Here is a 15,686-nt window from a genome sequence, read left to right as displayed (position 1 = left end):
GCAGGGCGTGCTCCGGCGCGCCCTGCATCGCGACGGAGCACATCGCACGCGAGGGATCATGCGCAGCTGCCGTATCCTCACGGGACCACGCAAGCCCGTCGCCCCTTGACCTCCGATCTCTTCGCCGCCGCCGATCGCTTCGAGCCGCTGCCGATGCCCGACGCCGACGTACGGCTGTGGCGCGGCCTACCGCTGCCGCAGGCGCCCGAGGCGCTGCTCGCCACGCTGATCGCCGAAACCCCATGGCGATCGGACACGATCACGCTCTGGGGTCGCGAGTACGTGCAGCCGCGGCTCGTGGCCTGGCATGGCGATCCGGGTCGCGCATACACCTATTCCGGCACGACGATGGCGCCGCAGCCGTGGACGTCGCTGCTGTCGTCGCTGCGCGCGTGCGTCGAGCGCGCGTGCGCCACGTCGTTCAACAGCGTGCTGCTGAACTGCTATCGCGACGGCGCCGACGGCATGGGCATGCACAGCGACGACGAACCCGAACTGGGCCCCCGGCCGGTGATCGCGTCGCTGAGCCTCGGCGAGACCCGGGTGCTGGCGTTCCGGCATCGCGACCGCCACGACGTGCCGACGGTGCGCGTGCCGCTGGCGTCGGGCGATCTGCTGCTGATGCAGGGCGAGACGCAACATCGGTGGAAGCACGGCATCGCGAAGTCGAAGCGGCCGCTGGGGCCGCGCGTGAACCTCACCTTCCGCACGATCCGCTGACGCGCGATCGTCAAACCGATGTCACGGCATCAGCGCAGGCGACGCTTCAGCGCCTCGATCAATTCCGACACCTCGGCCGGCGCGAGCTTCGCGAACCGCTCCGGCAGCAGGCTGCGGCGCGAGGATTCCTGCACCGCCAGCAGTTCCATCAGCTGGATGGTGTCGACGTGCTGCGGCGGGATGAAGTCGCCGATCGCCTGCTGCACGTGCGCGAGACCGAGAGCGGCGTCGCCGTCGTTGCGGGCGTTGTCGAGCGCGAGCAGCGCGATCGCTTCGAGGTCGGCGTTGGAATAACCATCGAGGCCGTCCAGCGCCTGGGTGAGCGCGGCGGTGTCGGCGTCCGACAGCGCGGTGCCGTTGCGCTTGAGGATCGCGCCGACGATGCGCAGCCGGTCCTCGGCGGTGTCGGCGTAGAAGAACGGGATCTTGCGGTCGAGGCGCCCGGGACGCTTGATGTCGACGTCGAGCTTGTCCGGGCGGTTGGTCATCAGGATCGTCAGCACGTGGCCGCGATTCTCGGGATCGGACATGAAGTCCTTGAGCCGCGCGATGACGCGCGACGACGTGCCGCCGTCGGTCTCGCCGCCTTCGCCGTTGCCGAAGCTGCGGTCGCCTTCGTCGATGACCAGCGCGATCGGGCTCATCGCGCGGATGATCTTCAGCACCCGCTCGAGGTTGGATTCGGTGGAGCCGACCCACTTCGAGCGGAAGTTCTTCAGCACCACGCCGGGCAGCCCGGCCTCTTTCAGGAACGCCTTGATCACGAAGGTCTTGCCCACGCCCATCGGGCCGACCGCGAGCAGGCCCATCGGCGCGAGCCGCGCGTCGCCGCTGCGGATCAGCGCGGCGATCTTCATCAGCTCGGCCTTGATCTGGTCGTAACCGCCGACCGCGTCGAGGCCGTACGCCGGATCGAGGAATTCGATGAGGTCGCCGCAGGAGCGCTGGATGATCTCCCGCTTGCGCTGGCCGATGATCGCGAGCATCGCCGCGAGCGGGTCTTCGCCGGTGGCGGGCGCGGCGTGGCCGAGGATGAGGAACGCGATCTCCTCGCGGCTCTTGCCCGCGGTGACGGCGGCGTAGGCGTCGGCACGCTTCGCGGCGTCGGGCGCATCGCCCAGCAGTTGCAGCGCCAGCGCCTTGCGCTCGGCCTCGGGCAGGCCGGCGTCGGGACGCTCGGCGACGATGCCGTCGATCTCCAGCAGGCGCAGGCCGGCGGTGTGCTTGGCGACCAGCGCCTGCCGGTCCGCGGGCATGTGCGGCGCGGACTGCGCGACCAGCTGCATGCGCGCGGCCTCGTCGGGCAACGGCACTTCGATCGCGGCGATGCGCGGATTGGTGTTGAGCGAGGGGTGCAGCTCCGCCAGCGACGCGCACAGCAGCACGACGATGTGGTTGCGCTGCAGCAGCAGCCCGCCGAGCGACCAGTCGTGGAAGATCTCCAGCAGGCCGCGCTCGTCGGTGCTGAGGAACGTGGTGTCCGCGTTCGGCACGAGGTCGCCCGCATGCGGCAGCACCAGCGCGATGCCCTCGCCCGTGCGCAGGCGCAACTCCAGCGCGGCCATGTCCGACAGCAGCGACTCGCCGTGCTCGATCGGCTTGGTGCCTTCGCCGCGGCGCTTGAGGCCGGCATGGCGCAGCGCGAGTTCGTAGCGCTGCGGCTTCGCGGCCAGCACCACATCCTGCAGGTAATCCGAGAACGGCAGCAGCCGGCCTTCGTGCGGCACGCCGTCGTGGACGTTGCCGTGCAGCAGGAACAGCCCGGCCTCGCCGGCGAGGTAGCGCCGCTTCAATTCATCGGCCCAGGCGGGGAGCGCGGCCTGCGTCGAAGTGCCGTTGAGCGTGGTCATGGTCCAGGTCCTGGTCCTGATGTTGATCTGGCGATGACGCCGGGCAGCGGGCTTCGCAACGGGAGATGCATCGCATGCTCCCTCCCCTTGAAGGGGAGGGCTTCAAAGCGGAACGCTCAGAACGCTCAGATCGTCCGGTCGCCCGCAGCCTGGCCGGCGCGTTCCTTCTTCATCGCTTCGAGCTTGGCGCGGGCGACGGCCTTGCTGCTGCCGGCCTTCAGCGCGTCGAGGCGGTTGTCGAGGTCGGACTCGCGCAATTCGTCGCCGAGCTTGGCCTTGGCGATGGTGTCCTTGATGCCGGTACGGACGTTCTCCAGCGCGCGCAGCTCGGCATCGACCGACAGGCCTTCGAGCTGGTCGTTGATGCGGGTACGCGCCTGCGCGCTCTGCATCTTGGCGAGCATGCGGTCCTTCTCGGCCTTGAGCTTGCCGATCTCGCCCTTCACATCGGTCAGCGCGTTCTTGGCGGTCTCGACGTCCTTCTGGGCGCCTTCGAGATCAGCCTGCAGCGACGCGATCTCCGCCTCGACGGCATCCTTGCGCTCGATCAGTTCGACCGCGAGGTCGTCCTGGTTCGTCGCCATCGCCTGGTCGAGCATCGCGGCCAGTTCCTTCTGCTGCGCCTGCGCCTTCTGCAGGCGATCGGCGGCGTCCTCGCGCAGGCGGATCAGGCCGGCGGTGGCGTTCTTGAGCTTGTTGTACTTCTCGATCATCGTGTTGATCGCGTTCTCGTACGCGATCTCCGGATGCTGCTGTTCCAGTCCGGTGACGAAGAGCGAGAGGAAGCCGCGCACGAGGTTGGCGAGTCGGCTGAAGAGGTTCATGCGAAGTCTCCTGTGGAAAGTGTCCGGTCAACGCGCGCCGCCGGCGGACTGCCCGGCTTTCGCCTGGGCCTGCTGCGCGGCGGACACGGCGTGACTCTTGAAGTAATGGCTGTCGAGGTCGTTCTGCGACAGCTCCATCTCGATGTCTTCTTCCAGTTGCAGCCGCGACAACGACTCGCCGAGCTTGGAACCGAGGACGCTGGAATACGGGCTGGCGACGACCATCTGGTAGATCTCCTCCACCTGGTCGGGCAGCGACACCAGTGCGGCGTCGATCGACATGCGACGCGCGACCAGTCGGTCGTGGCGCAGCTTGATCGCGGCGTAGTCGTCGCGGGCCATCTTCAGCAGGCGATGGCGCGGGTCGTCTTCCTGCACCTCGGCGAGCGACCGCTCGGCCTCGCGCAGGCGGCGATCGAGCGTGGCTTCCTCGCCGCTGCGCAGGCGCTCCTGGATCGTCACCTGCGCCAGCCACAGCGCGAGGTAGTCGACCGACGCCTTGTCGACGCGCTCGGCATCGTCGTACGACAGTTGGCTGGAGGCTTCGCCGGCGATGCGGTACAGCACTTCCGAGCGCTCGACGATGACGCGGTATTTCTGCCACATCGGCATGCCCATCACCCGCTGCATGCCGCCGTAGACCTGGAACAGTTCCTGCTGCAACTGGCTGCGACGCTGGTCGACGGCGCTGCGGCGCGACTGGCGATCGATGCGGCTGCGGAACGACGGCAGGTCGGGCACCACCAGCGCCGCCAGCACCTGCGCCGCGCCCAGCACCACCAGCGCGCCGAGCGCGCCAGCGGCCCCGGCGGGGATCGAGGCCACGGCCGCGGCCAGCCCGCCCCCGAGCACGGCGGTGAGATTGGTCTGGCTGGTCAGCCAGGCGCGCAGGTAACTGACGGGCTTGGGCGACGCATTCATCGGCAGGCGCTCAGATCGTCACCCGCATGTTGCCCTTGCCGGCAGCCTGGTGCAGGCGGCTGAGGATGCGCTGCTCCAGCGCGGCGGCCTCGGGCATGCGCAGCCAGCCGCTGTCGCGCGGCTTGGGTGCGGCGATCTCGAAATCGTCGGCGATGCGCGCCGGCTGCGTCGACAGCACGACCACACGATCGCCCAGCAGCAGCGCCTCGGTGACGTCGTGGGTGACGAACACGATCAGGCACGGATGCTCCTGGTACAGCTTCACCAGCAGCTTCTGCATCTCCTCGCGGGTCTGCGCGTCGAGCGCGCCGAACGGCTCGTCCATCAGCAGGATGCGCGGCTTGAGCATCAGCGCGCGCGCCAGCGCGATGCGCTGGTTCTGGCCGCCAGACAGCTGGCTGGGATGCAGCTTCGCCTTGTCGGCCAGGCCCACCGATTCCAGCATGTGTCGTACCAGCCCATCACGCTCGGCCGCGGGCACGCGATCGCGCCACAGCTTCAGCCGGAACGGGAAGGCGACGTTGTCGTACACCGTCAGGTCCGGGCGGTTGGCGTAGCGCTGGAACACCATCACCGCGTCGTCGTGCGCGTCGGCGCAGGGCTTGCCGTCGATGTTCACCGTGCCGCTGGTGGGCATCACCAGGTTGTGCGGGCGCACGCCGCCCATCATGTACAGCAGCGTGCTCTTGCCGCAGCCGGAAGGCCCCAGCAGCATGTTGATGCTGGGGCCGGTGAGGCGCAGGTCGAGGTCGTCGATGACCCGGTTCACGCCGCCCTCGGGGCGCGGGAATTCCTGGACGATCCGCTCCAGCGAGATGACGGCCGGTGCGGCGTCGGCGTTGCCGGTCATGCCTGGGTCTCCCACGGGTACAGGCGGCGCTTGACGGTGCGCATGACCTGGTAGGTCACCAACGCCAGCGCGATGATCACGAAGATGCCGGCGAACACCTGGTCCATCGCGCTGAAGCGGCGCGCATTCTGGATCAGCTGGCCGAGGCCGACTTTGGCGTTCACGTATTCGGCGACGGTGATGTAGGTCCACATCACCGACACGCTGACGATGATGGCGTCGGCGATGCGCGGCATCGCGATCGGCACCACCGCGTGGCGGATGCATTCCCACGGCGTGGCGCCGAGGTCGCGGGCGCCGATCCAGTAGCTCTGCGGCACCGCCTGTACGGCGTCGCGCACCATCGGCACCAGGTAGACGACAGCGCCGAGGAACAGGAACGCGACCTTCATCGTCTCGCCGATGCCCAGCCACATCACGAGGATCGGCAGCAGCGCCACCACCGGTGCCGAGCGGAACGGATCGATCAGCGGCGACAGCACGGCGTTGAGCTTCGCCGAGGCGCCCATCAGGATGCCCAGCGGCACGCCCAGCAGCACCACCAGCATGCCGGCGGCGGCCACGCGCCCGACCGACCACAGCGTGGCATCGAGCAGCAGGCTCTTGCCGTCGTGCCAGGCGAGGTAGCCGAAGGCCTTCGCCACCGCCCAAGGCGCAGGCAGCTTGTTCGGGCTGATCCAGCCGCTGGCGCTCAGGCCCGCCCACGCCAGCAGCACGACCACGACGCCGATGACGCCGAGCCGCTGCCGCTGCGTGCCGGGGAGCGACGCGTAGGGATTCCAGGCGTTGTTCATGCCGACGGGCGTCCGCGGATTACTGGCGCGCGCCGAACACGGCGATGCGGGTGGAGCGATTGGCTTCGCGGCAGGCGTCGAGGCTCAGGCCTTCGGCTTCGGGCGCGCTTTCGTTGCACAGTGGGCGCTCGGAGCCATTGCCGACGATCTTGAAGCGCTCGCGCGGGAACTCCCACTGCTGCACGAGATAATCGACCACGGCCTGCGCGCGCGACAGCGACAGGCGGTTGTTGGCCGCCGCGTTGCCGGTGCTGTCGGTGTTGCCGCTGATCTCGAAGTAGGCGCTGCCGTTGTTCTCGATGAACGGGACCATGTCGGTGTCGATGGTCTTCTCGGCGCGCTTGGTCAGCGCGGCCTGGCCGCTGTTGAAGTTCACCACGACCGGCTTCGTCACTTCCGCCGGCGCCGCCTGCACCGCCTGTTCGCGGGCCTGCGCGGTGAAGGTCTCGGTCTTCTGCGCCTCGGCCTGCGCCTGCGTGCTGGCCTTGTAGAGCGTCTCGATGAAGCGGGTGTCGAAGCTGTCGGACGGGTTGATCACCGGCGACTTCGGGTTCGCCAGCGCGCCGGCCGCGCGGTAGATCTGGTCGAAGCGCTGGTAGACGCGGGCGTAGTGGTTGGTACCGCCGGCCAGGCCGAGGATGCGCGCGTTGTCGCCCACGCCGGTCCACAGCAGGTTGTCGAACAGGCCCTTCACGAACGGCTTGCCCTCGTCCTTCGCCAGCAGGGTGAAGAACTCCTCGGTGCCGACGAGTGCGTCGACCGCGCCGTCGGGATTGGCGCGCGCGGCGTCGACGCCCTTCATCCAGCCGTTGACGAACTTCTGCACCGCGGCCGCGCCCTGCGCGTCGTCGAGCACGCGCTTGTCGCAGACGATGACGTCGAAGATCAGGTTCGACGCGGTCTTGGTCGAATACACGACGTGGCCCTTGGTCGAACGCAGCGCGAGCGACAGGTCCGGATCCCACAGCACCGCGGCGTCGACGTTGCCCGACTCCAGCGCGGCGCGCACGCCGGCCAGGCCCTCCTCGGCGTTGATGAAGACGTACTCGATGCTCTGCTTCTTGCGCGCCGACAGCGACGAGTTGTCAATCGCATCGATGGTCATGCCGTGCGACGGCGTGAACTGCAGCAGCGCGACCTTCTTGCCGGCGAGGTCCTCGACGGTGCGGATCGCCGGGTCCTTCGCGATGATCGCGTCGGCGCCGCGGGTGTTGTCGACGATCATCACGGCGCGGCCGTCGTGGCCGCTGTTGCGCAGGTTCGGCTGCTCCTGCGCCCAGAAGTCGGAGGTGCGCCACACGCACTGCGCGGCGCCGGACTCGAACACCGTCGCGATCGCCGGGATGTCGTCCTGAATCACGAACTCGACGTTCAGTCCTTCGCGGTCGAACAGCGAGCCGGACTTGGTGGTCAAGCTGTTGCCGTTGGCGACCAGCGCCGGCGCATAGCCGTGGAAGCTGACGATGCTGACCTTCAGCGGATGGCCGGACGAACCGAGCGGGCCGTCGCCCGAACCGGTGTAGGCGCCGGCGGACGCGGTCTTGCCGCCGTCCTTCGACGCGGTCGCGGCGGTGGTGTCGCCACCGCCTTCGGCCTTGTGGTTCTTGTAGAGATTCCACAGCACCGAGCCGCTGCCGACGACGACGATGGCGCCGATCAACAGTTTGGCGAACGGGGTGAGTTTGACGGCCATGGCAGGCTCCTTACGCGAGGGGGATGCGCCGCGCGCGACCGGTGACGGTCACTGCGCATGCGAAAGGGAAGAAACGGAAAACGGGGCGTCGCCGGGTCACTGCGCCGGGGCCCGGAACTGGGCGGCGAGATCGGCGATCGCGGCGATCTGGGCGTCGAGGCGCTGGGTCTCGCGCTGCAACGCCGCCTTGTTCGATTCGGATTCGGAATGCAACCGGGCGACGTCCGCGGCGGCGGCGCCGATCGCGTCCTGCACCTGCGCCTCCAGCGCGGCGATCTGCCGGCGCAGGTCGGCGACGCGGGTGTCGCGGCTGGCTTCCAGCGCGGCGATACGCTCGCCGTTGTGCTGCACCAGTGCCTCGGCGCCGCCCTGCAGGTGGCGCTGGTGGCCGCGCAGCGCGGCGACCTTGGCGTCGGCGTCAGCCAGCACCTGCTCCATCGACCAGGTCTCGTCGGCGACGTCCATCGCGGTGATCGCGGCGCGGCGGGTGGTCGGGTCCAGCGTGCGCAGGCCCTCGACCAGCTTCTGCAGGCGTTCGATCGGGAACGCCGCCTCGGCGAGGCCCTGGCGGGCGTAGATGTCGGCAAACGACAGGCCTTCCTCGATGCCGGGCAATGCGGCGGCCTGCTCGGCCGACGGAGAGGCCGCCTCGCCGTCCGCCTCTCCGGTCGGGACGGGCGGCGGCGCCTTCGCGGACGGCGCCGGCGCGCGGCTGCCGCGGGTCTCGGCCTCGGCGGCGCGACGGATGATGGCGTCGATGTCGGCGTCTTCGGCCAGCTGGGACGCGGGCGGCTCCGCCGGCTCGATCAGGCGCGCCGCTTCCAGGATGCGTTTCAGTGTCGCCATGGGATCCCCGGGGGAGTGGGCACGGACATCGGCCGAACAGGATCAAGAATAAGGGAAGCCGGACACAATTCCACTGACCGGCAGGCCGGCCTCAGGACGAGGCGTGCAGGATGCTGACGCTGCCGTCGTGATGCTGCAGCCACGTGCCGTGGGCATTGGTGCGCCAGACACGCCCGCGGAAGCGGGCGTCGCCGCCGTCGATGCGCAGGTCCGCCCGTTCGTCGCGCCCGGGCGGCTTTCCCTCGGGCCAGGCATCGCCCAGCGCGGCGTCCATGACGTCGTCGATCGCGTGCGCGACTTCGGCGCGGATGCGTTCTCCGCCATCGGCCGCCCACCAGGCGACGGGATCGACGCCCGCCGGCGCCGGTGCGCTGGCGTAGTGCACCTCGCGCACGCTCTGCCGCCGCTCGACCGGCCGCTTGCCGCGGCTGCGGAGGAACGACTCGACAGTGAACGACACCAGCACCCGGCGGCTGTCCCAGGCCAGTCCCACCATCGGGAAGTCGCGCATCTCGACGGCGAAGGCGCGCTGCCGTTCGGGCCGCGCGGGCGTCGAGGTGACTGCGCGGTAGTCCGCGTAGGCGGCGGAATGGAGACGCTCGACCGTCCAGCCGTGGCGGGCGAAGGCGGCGCGCAGTTGCGAATCGATGCGTTCGCGGACGACCGCATCGCCGCCGTAACCGTGGAGCACCGGCGCGATCTCGCCGACACGCAGGATCCGGCGCTGGTCGTTGACGACCGCGACGGGAATGCCACCGGCGAACACCACGCTCGCGTCGATCTCGCTGCGCCCCTGCGGATCGTGCCAGATCGCAGGCTTCCCATCCGCTTGCAGCGGTTCCATCCAGGTACCGGCCAGGAGGGGTTCGAATCCGTACAGACGCTTGTCGACGACGAGAACCACGGGCTCGGCAGCCGATGCCGGCAGCGATAGCGCGAATCCGGCGAGTGCACACCACAGGAACCGCCACATGGATTGGTCTCCGGAAAAAAAAGGGGCGACACGGTCTACACGCCGTGGTGCTTGCCCTGCCACGGCGCGTACCAGGCGCGGATGCGGGCGATGTCCGCGTCCATGTCGTCGCCGAGGAAAAACGGCTCGCCCACGCCGATGATCTTCTCGGGATAGTGGAAATACGCCGGCACCACCGGGACGTTCGCGGCCTTGGCGATCTTCCAGAAGCCAGGCTTCCAGCGCTCCACGCGCTTGCGGGTACCCTCGGGCATGATCCCGAGCCAGAAACGCTCCTCGCGCTGGAAGCGTTCCTGCATCTGTTCCACCAAGCCGCGGGCGTCGCCGCGGTTGACCGGGATCGCACCCAGCCGGCGCAGCAGCAGGCCGAACGGCCAACGGAACAACTGGTGCTTGGCGAACACGCCGACGTCCACGCCCAGCGCGATCTTGGCGGCGATGCCCCAGACGCCGTCCCAGTTGGACGAATGCGGCGCCCCGATCAACACCGCCTTGGGCACGTCGGGAAAGGCGCCGACCATGCGCCAGCCGCCGGCGCGCAGTGCCGTCCGCGCGCACCACCGTGCGAACCGGCTGGAGCGGGTCCGCGGCAGCGACGGCGGCACCGGGATCAGCAGCGAGGGGCCCGGCAGCGAGGCGGCCGGCCTTGCGGGATCGGCTTGCGCGGGGTCGGCGGCTTCGGGCCCGGGCGCCGCCATCAGTCCCAGTCCTTGCGGCCGCGCTCGCGCTTGACCCCGCCGCGCTGGTGCTTGGCGTCGAGCCGGCGCTGCTTGGCTGCCCGCGAGGGCTTGGTCGCGACCCGCGGGACGGGCGCACGCAGGCCGGTGGCCACGAACGCGGCCACGCGTTCGCGGGCATCCTGGCGGTTGCGCTCCTGGGTGCGGAAGCGCTGGGCGTTGATCACCAGCACGCCCTCGGCGGTCACGCGGCGGTCGCGGCGGGCCAGCAGACGCTCGCGCACGGCCTCGGGCAGGGTCGGCGAACCGGCCACGTCGAAGCGGAGTTCGACCGCGGTCGCGACCTTGTTGACGTTCTGCCCGCCCGGGCCGGAGGCGCGCACGAAGCGCTCGACCAGCTCGGCCTCGGGGATGGTGATGGCGATGTCCGGCTCGGCGGTCGTCATGCCGCGGATTGTAGCGAGCGGGCCGCGAGGCGGCAGGCGTGCACGGGCGGGCCGACAGGCGCGGCGCGATTGACCGGTCACGACGCCTGCCGGAAGATGGCCCTTCACGCCCGCGCCGGCGCGGGCCCCGTCGAAACGCATGGAGAGTCCGGTCATGTCCCGTCGCACGTCGCTGTCATTCGCCCTCCTCGCCTGCCTGGCGGCCGCACCGGCCACGGGTGCACTGGCACAGGATCGCGCCGCGGTCGGCGGCGGCAGCGATTCGGCCTTCGTCGGCGGCGATCGCGCCTTGGTCGGCGGCGGCAATGGGTACGCCCCTGCGATGCCCGGCCGCGCCGTGCCCACGCTGCCCAACACCGGCGGCGCCAGCCTCACCGGCGGCTTCGGCGGCGACATGGGCAGCGGCAATCCCTCGCCGCAGCGGGCGACGGCGGAAGTGCAGGCGTTGCTCAACCTCGTCCAGGGCCAGATGGACGGCAGCCGCACCACCGGCAACGCGATGGCCGACAGCGCCTCTGCCGCGCGCTACCGCAACGATGCCGACCAACTGGTGCAGCGCTACTGGAACCAGCTCAGCCCGGTTACCCGCGACATGTACACGGCCAACTTCGGCCGCACCAATCCCGACGCCTCCAGCGAGCGCTACCGTTCGCCCTACGGCGACAACGGCCAGCTCGAGAACGAACTGCTGGGCGGCACCCGCGACGCCGCGCAGTCGATGCAGCACCTGGAAGACCTGCTGCTGCCGATGCTGCGCGACTTGAAGCAGGGCGTCGACAACAACCTGCGCCAGCGCGGCCGCTGAGCGCGTGCGCCGTTCCGTGCGCGCCCGCCTGATCCGTCCGCTCGCGGCCGGCCTGCTGCTGTTCGCCAGCTGCCTGCAGGCATTCGCCGCGACGCCGACCGAGGCCCAGATCGATCGCCTGCTGGCGACGCTGGAAATCCCGCAACTGCTGGACCAGATGGTCGAACAGATGGCACAGGGCGCCGCCGTCGGTGGCGAGCGCGCCCTCGGCCCGAACCCCACGCCGGCGCAGCGCGCCGAGCTGCAGCGGATGCTGCAACGCCAGCAGGACATGCTCCGTTCGCTGCTGAGCTGGGACAAACTGCAGTCGGTCTATCGTCGGGTTTACGCGCAGACGTTCACCGCCGAGGAAGTCGACGCGATGATCGCCTTCTACAGCAGCGACACCGGCCGCAGCATCCGCCGCAAGCTGCCGGAAGCGATGACGCTGGCGTCGGAGCAGATGCGTCCGCAGCTGGAAGCCGCGATCGACCGGATGCGGCGCGAAGCCGAACACGCACAGGACGACGCCCCGCCCGCCACGCCCTGAGGCTGTGCGCCGGTCAGATCGGCGCGCCGTCGAACAACCCCAGCGCCTTCCCGAATTCCGCATCCGGGGACGCCGTCGCCACGATCGTGCCGCCCTCGTGCGGATGCTCGAATGCCAGCCGTTCCGCGTGCAGCAGCATGCGATGGATGCCGAGCATGCGGAACTGGCGGTTGTGGCGCCCGTCGCCGTGGCTGGTGTCGCCGATGAGATGGTGCGACAGGTGCTTGAGGTGGCGGCGGATCTGGCGGAAGCGGCCGGTCTCCGGCCACGCGCGCAGCAGCGCGTAGCGCGAGGTCGGGAAGCCCGCCGACGGCAGCGCGAGTTCGCAGGTCGCGAGGCGCTCGAATCGCGTGATCGCCGGTTTCTTCTCCGGCTTGCCCGGGCCGCCGTCCAGCGGATGGTCGACCGTGAACGCCGTCTCCGCGGGCCAGCCGCGGCAAACCGCGAGATAGGCCTTCTCGACTTCGCGCGACATCAGCGTCTTGCCCAGCGCCGACGCGGTGTCGCGGTCGAACGCCAGCAGCAGGCAGCCGCTGGTGGCGCGATCGAGGCGATGCACGAGGAACACCGGCCGGCCGAACTGCTCGCGCAGGCGATCGGCGAGGAAGTCGGTCTCGCCGCGCGCCAGCGCGCTGTCGTGCGCCATCAGGCCGGCGGGCTTGTCGACGACGGCCAGGCGGTCGTCGCGGTACAACACCGGCACGGGCGCCGGGGCAGGCGACGGGCTCGGATCGGCATCATCGTGGGGAACGCCAAACTTTTCGGACATGCCGACGGTCTGTGGAGGACTCAGACTGCATTGTCTCCGATCCATCCCCCGAGGACCGTCCATGCCCGCCTTCGCGCCACGCCGCCCGCTCCGTGCCCTGTCCCTCGCCTGCGCGCTGGCGCTGGTCGTCCCCGCCGCCTTCGCCGCCGACGGCCTGACCCCGCCGAAGGGCGTGACCGCCGGCCCCTGCGTCGAGGGCCTGTGCGAATACGGCCTCGCCAACGGCCTGCGGGTGCTGCTGTATCCCGACGCGAGCACGCCGAAGGTCACCGTCAACATCGTCTACGACGTCGGCTCGGTCGACGAGAACTACGGCGAGACCGGCATGGCCCACCTGCTTGAACACCTGATGTTCAAGGGCACGCCGAAGCACGCCGACATCCCCGGCGAGATGCAGAAGCGCGGCATCGAGAAGAACGCCTCGACGTGGCTGGACCGCACCAACTACTACGGCACCTTCCCCGCCGACACCGCCACCCTCGACTGGGTGCTGGGCATGGAAGCGGACCGCATGGTCCAATCCAACATCGCGAAGAAGGACCTCGACAGCGAGATGACCGTGGTCCGCAATGAAATGGAATCCGGCGAGAACAGTCCCGTCGGGGTGACGCTGGAGCGCATCCGCTCCACCGCCTACCTCTGGCACAACTACGGCAAGGACACCATCGGCGCGCGCTCGGACGTCGAGCACGTGCCGATCGAGCGGCTGCAGGCGTTCTACCGCACGTGGTACCGGCCGGACAACGCGACCCTCGTCGTCGCCGGCCGCTTCGACGCCGCCGCCACGCTGGCGAAGATCCAGACGCTGTTCGGCGCGATCCCGCGGCCGAAGACCGCGCTGCCGGTCAGCTACACCGCGGAGCCCACCCAGGACGGCGAACGCGAGGTCGTGGTGCGCCGCGCCGGCGACCTGCGCGTGATCGGCATCGCCTGGCACGCCGCGCCGGCCACGCATCCCGACAGCGCCGCGCTCGCGGTGCTGATGAACATCCTCGGCGACACGCCGACCGGCCGCCTGCACAAGGCGCTGGTGGAGACCAAGCTGGCCGCGAACACCTTCGCCTTCGACGAAGCCCTGCGCGAGGGCGGGCTGTTCACCGCGCTGGCGATCGTGCCCAAGGACGGCGACGTCGCGAAGGTGCAGGACACGCTGCTGCGCGAGATCGAGGCGCTGCCGCAGCGCCCGGTGACCGACGCCGAGGTCGCCGACGCCCAGCGCCGCCTCGCCAACGGTTTCGACGACACCGCCGCCGACGCCAACCGGCTGGGCATGGCGATGACCAGCAGCATCGCCGACGGCGACTGGCGCCTGTATTTCCTCCAGCGCGACCGCATCGCGAAGGTCACCGCGGCCGACGTCAACCGCGTCGCGAAGGCCTACTTCAAGCCCAGCAACCGCACGATCGGCCGGTTCGAGCCCACCGCGACGCCCGACCGCGCCGAGATCGCCACGCCGCCGTCGGCGGCCGAGGCCCTGCAGGGCTACGTCGGCCGCGTCGCCGAGGCCGCGGGCGAAACCTTCGACACCTCCGCCGCCAACATCGACAGGCGCACTGAGACCTTCACCATCGGCGACGGCCTGAAGGTGTCGCTGCTGCGCAAGGACACCCGCGGCGACAAGGTGCAGGTGAACGCAACCTTCCGCTTCGGCGATGTCGATGCCCTGCGCGCCGTGCCGCCGATGGCGGCATCGTTCGCGGGCAGCCTGCTGATGAGCGGCAGCGAGACGATGAGCCGCGAAGAGATCGCGAAGCGCTTCGAGGCGCTGAAGGCCAACGCCAGCGTCAGCGGCGGCCCGCAGTCGGCGGGGATCAGCCTCGACACCCGCCGCGAGACGCTGGCACAGGCGCTCGCGCTGGCCGCCGACGTACTCCGCCACCCCGCGTACCCGGCCTCGGAATTCGAGCAGCAGCGGCTGCAGTGGAGCACCGGGATGGAAGCGTCGCGCCAGGAGCCGGCCAGCGTCGCCAGCCAGGCGATGGGTCGGCACTTCGATTCCTGGCCGGCCGGCCACCCGTTCGCGTTCCGCTCGCTGGACCAGAGCCTCGCCGACCTGCGCGCGCTCAAGCGCGAGGACGTCGTCGCCTTCCATCGCGCGTTCTACGGCACCGCGACCGGCGAGATCGCGATCGTCGGCGATTTCGACCCGGCCGAGGTCAAGACCCAGCTGAAGGCGCTGTTCGCCGACTGGCGCAGCCCGAAGCCCTTCCGCGCCGAACTCGAGACGCACCACGACGTGACCGCCGAACGCCAGCGGATCGAGACCCCCGACAAGGCGAACGCGGTGCTGCTGGCGCGGTTGAACCTCGCCCTCAACCAGGACGACCCCGACTATCCCGCGCTGGTGATCGCCAACCGCATCCTCGGCGGCGATCCGCTGAAGGCGCGGCTGGCCGATCGCCTGCGCCAGAAGGACGGCCTGACCTACGGCGTGGGCAGCGACATCGGCTTCGGCACCGAACGCGGCGAGAACGCCGGCCTGATCGTCATCCAGGCGATCGCCGCGCCGGAGAACATGGCGCGCCTCGAAACCGGCATGCGCGAGGAACTGGCGCGGCTGGTGAAGGACGGCGTGACCGAACAGGAGCTGCGCGACGCGGTGCAGTCGCTGCGCACCGAGCGCGAACAGTGGCGCGGCGACGACGGCGTGATGGTCGGCACCCTCGCCCGCAACCTGTATCTCGGCCGCACGATGGCGTGGTGGGAAGCGGCCGACGCCAAGCTGGCGTCGCTGACGGCCGCGCAGGTCAACGACGTCCTGCGCCGCCGCATCGATCCGTCGACGCTGAGCGTCTACGAAGCCGGCGATTTCGCGAAGGCGGCGAAGAAGTAACGCATCCCGCGATCAGTTCCGTAGGGCGGGCCCTGGCCCGCCATTGCGGCCTGCCCGATCACTGCGCGCAATGATCGGCATCGTGTTCCGATCATCGGCATCGCAAATGGAATGGCCGTGATGGTGGGCCAAGAGGCCCACCCTACGTGCCTCGCG

15 protein-coding genes are annotated in these 15,686 nt (G+C 69.9%); 4 read left to right on the top strand and 11 right to left on the bottom strand.

Features of this window, described 5'->3' with window-relative positions; translation table 11 throughout:
- Positions 1–105 precede the first annotated feature (105 nt).
- Positions 106–720: an alpha-ketoglutarate-dependent dioxygenase AlkB family protein gene (locus ACT53R_RS14115; protein ID WP_476172530.1), complete on the top strand. Its 615-nt coding sequence runs from the start codon at positions 106–108 to the stop codon at positions 718–720.
- Between the two features lie 29 nt (positions 721–749).
- Here the strand turns inward: ACT53R_RS14115 and ACT53R_RS14110 are convergent, their stop codons facing one another.
- The 10 genes from ACT53R_RS14110 to arfB form a co-directional block, all read right to left on the bottom strand.
- Positions 750–2,570: an ATP-binding protein gene (locus ACT53R_RS14110; RefSeq protein ID WP_476172529.1), complete on the bottom strand. Its 1,821-nt coding sequence runs from the start codon at positions 2,568–2,570 to the stop codon at positions 750–752.
- Between the two features lie 125 nt (positions 2,571–2,695).
- A complete protein-coding gene (locus ACT53R_RS14105) occupies positions 2,696–3,394 on the bottom strand; it encodes a PspA/IM30 family protein (RefSeq protein ID WP_476172528.1) in 699 nt (232 codons plus the stop codon).
- 27 nt (positions 3,395–3,421) lie between these two features.
- Positions 3,422–4,315 (bottom strand): hypothetical protein, encoded by an 894-nt coding sequence (locus tag ACT53R_RS14100; RefSeq protein ID WP_476172527.1) that lies wholly within the window; start codon positions 4,313–4,315, stop codon positions 3,422–3,424.
- A gap of 10 nt (positions 4,316–4,325) precedes the next feature.
- Entirely contained in the window at positions 4,326–5,165 is an 840-nt protein-coding gene (locus tag ACT53R_RS14095) for an ABC transporter ATP-binding protein (protein ID WP_476172526.1), read from the bottom strand.
- The gene (locus ACT53R_RS14090) at positions 5,162–5,959 is read right to left on the bottom strand and encodes an ABC transporter permease (RefSeq protein WP_476172525.1); all 798 of its coding nucleotides are present in this window, start codon (positions 5,957–5,959) and stop codon (positions 5,162–5,164) included. Before ACT53R_RS14090 ends, ACT53R_RS14095 begins: the two co-directional genes overlap by 4 nt.
- Positions 5,960–5,978: 19 nt before the next feature.
- Positions 5,979–7,652, bottom strand: a complete 1,674-nt coding sequence (locus ACT53R_RS14085) for an OmpA family protein (RefSeq protein ID WP_476172524.1) — start codon at positions 7,650–7,652, stop codon at positions 5,979–5,981.
- A 96-nt stretch (positions 7,653–7,748) separates the two neighbouring features.
- Positions 7,749–8,498, bottom strand: coding sequence for a hypothetical protein (locus tag ACT53R_RS14080; RefSeq protein WP_476172523.1), 750 nt, complete (start codon positions 8,496–8,498; stop codon positions 7,749–7,751).
- Positions 8,499–8,589: 91 nt separating this feature from the next.
- Positions 8,590–9,471, bottom strand: coding sequence for a hypothetical protein (locus tag ACT53R_RS14075; RefSeq protein ID WP_476172522.1), 882 nt, complete (start codon positions 9,469–9,471; stop codon positions 8,590–8,592).
- A 35-nt stretch (positions 9,472–9,506) separates the two neighbouring features.
- Positions 9,507–10,169 carry a lysophospholipid acyltransferase family protein gene (locus ACT53R_RS14070; RefSeq protein ID WP_476172521.1) on the bottom strand — a complete coding sequence of 221 codons (663 nt, stop codon included), beginning with the start codon at positions 10,167–10,169 and terminating at the stop codon, positions 9,507–9,509.
- Positions 10,169–10,594, bottom strand: coding sequence for an alternative ribosome rescue aminoacyl-tRNA hydrolase ArfB (gene arfB, locus ACT53R_RS14065; protein ID WP_476172520.1), 426 nt, complete (start codon positions 10,592–10,594; stop codon positions 10,169–10,171). Before arfB ends, ACT53R_RS14070 begins: the two co-directional genes overlap by 1 nt.
- A 154-nt stretch (positions 10,595–10,748) precedes the next feature.
- Between arfB and ACT53R_RS14060 the strand changes: the two genes are divergently transcribed.
- The gene (locus ACT53R_RS14060; protein ID WP_476172519.1) at positions 10,749–11,399 is read left to right on the top strand and encodes a hypothetical protein; all 651 of its coding nucleotides are present in this window, start codon (positions 10,749–10,751) and stop codon (positions 11,397–11,399) included.
- Positions 11,400–11,403: 4 nt separating this feature from the next.
- Positions 11,404–11,928 carry a DUF2059 domain-containing protein gene (locus ACT53R_RS14055; protein ID WP_476172518.1) on the top strand — a complete coding sequence of 175 codons (525 nt, stop codon included), beginning with the start codon at positions 11,404–11,406 and terminating at the stop codon, positions 11,926–11,928.
- A gap of 13 nt (positions 11,929–11,941) precedes the next feature.
- Here the strand turns inward: ACT53R_RS14055 and ACT53R_RS14050 are convergent, their stop codons facing one another.
- A complete protein-coding gene (locus ACT53R_RS14050; RefSeq protein WP_476172517.1) occupies positions 11,942–12,697 on the bottom strand; it encodes a pseudouridine synthase in 756 nt (251 codons plus the stop codon).
- A gap of 61 nt (positions 12,698–12,758) precedes the next feature.
- On the opposite strand from ACT53R_RS14050, the gene ACT53R_RS14045 reads away from it, so the two are divergent.
- Positions 12,759–15,530 (top strand): M16 family metallopeptidase, encoded by a 2,772-nt coding sequence (locus tag ACT53R_RS14045; RefSeq protein WP_476172516.1) that lies wholly within the window; start codon positions 12,759–12,761, stop codon positions 15,528–15,530.
- Positions 15,531–15,686: the final 156 nt, after the last annotated feature.

The organism is Lysobacter sp. DMC104 (genome assembly GCF_056313665.1).
Note: the sequence above shows the minus strand (reverse complement) of the source record. Positions and strands in the feature narration are given on the sequence as shown.

Coding starts and splice junctions, on each gene's coding strand:
- ACT53R_RS14110 (WP_476172529.1), bottom strand. CDS start 2,570: ATGACCACGCTCAACGGCACTTCGACGCAGGCCGCGCTCCCCGCCTGG.
- ACT53R_RS14105 (WP_476172528.1), bottom strand. CDS start 3,394: ATGAACCTCTTCAGCCGACTCGCCAACCTCGTGCGCGGCTTCCTCTCG.
- ACT53R_RS14100 (WP_476172527.1), bottom strand. CDS start 4,315: ATGAATGCGTCGCCCAAGCCCGTCAGTTACCTGCGCGCCTGGCTGACC.
- ACT53R_RS14095 (WP_476172526.1), bottom strand. CDS start 5,165: ATGACCGGCAACGCCGACGCCGCACCGGCCGTCATCTCGCTGGAGCGG.
- ACT53R_RS14090 (WP_476172525.1), bottom strand. CDS start 5,959: ATGAACAACGCCTGGAATCCCTACGCGTCGCTCCCCGGCACGCAGCGG.
- ACT53R_RS14085 (WP_476172524.1), bottom strand. CDS start 7,652: ATGGCCGTCAAACTCACCCCGTTCGCCAAACTGTTGATCGGCGCCATC.
- ACT53R_RS14080 (WP_476172523.1), bottom strand. CDS start 8,498: ATGGCGACACTGAAACGCATCCTGGAAGCGGCGCGCCTGATCGAGCCG.
- ACT53R_RS14075 (WP_476172522.1), bottom strand. CDS start 9,471: ATGTGGCGGTTCCTGTGGTGTGCACTCGCCGGATTCGCGCTATCGCTG.
- ACT53R_RS14070 (WP_476172521.1), bottom strand. CDS start 10,169: ATGGCGGCGCCCGGGCCCGAAGCCGCCGACCCCGCGCAAGCCGATCCC.
- arfB (WP_476172520.1), bottom strand. CDS start 10,594: ATGACGACCGCCGAGCCGGACATCGCCATCACCATCCCCGAGGCCGAG.
- ACT53R_RS14060 (WP_476172519.1), top strand. CDS start 10,749: ATGTCCCGTCGCACGTCGCTGTCATTCGCCCTCCTCGCCTGCCTGGCG.
- ACT53R_RS14050 (WP_476172517.1), bottom strand. CDS start 12,697: ATGTCCGAAAAGTTTGGCGTTCCCCACGATGATGCCGATCCGAGCCCG.
- ACT53R_RS14045 (WP_476172516.1), top strand. CDS start 12,759: ATGCCCGCCTTCGCGCCACGCCGCCCGCTCCGTGCCCTGTCCCTCGCC.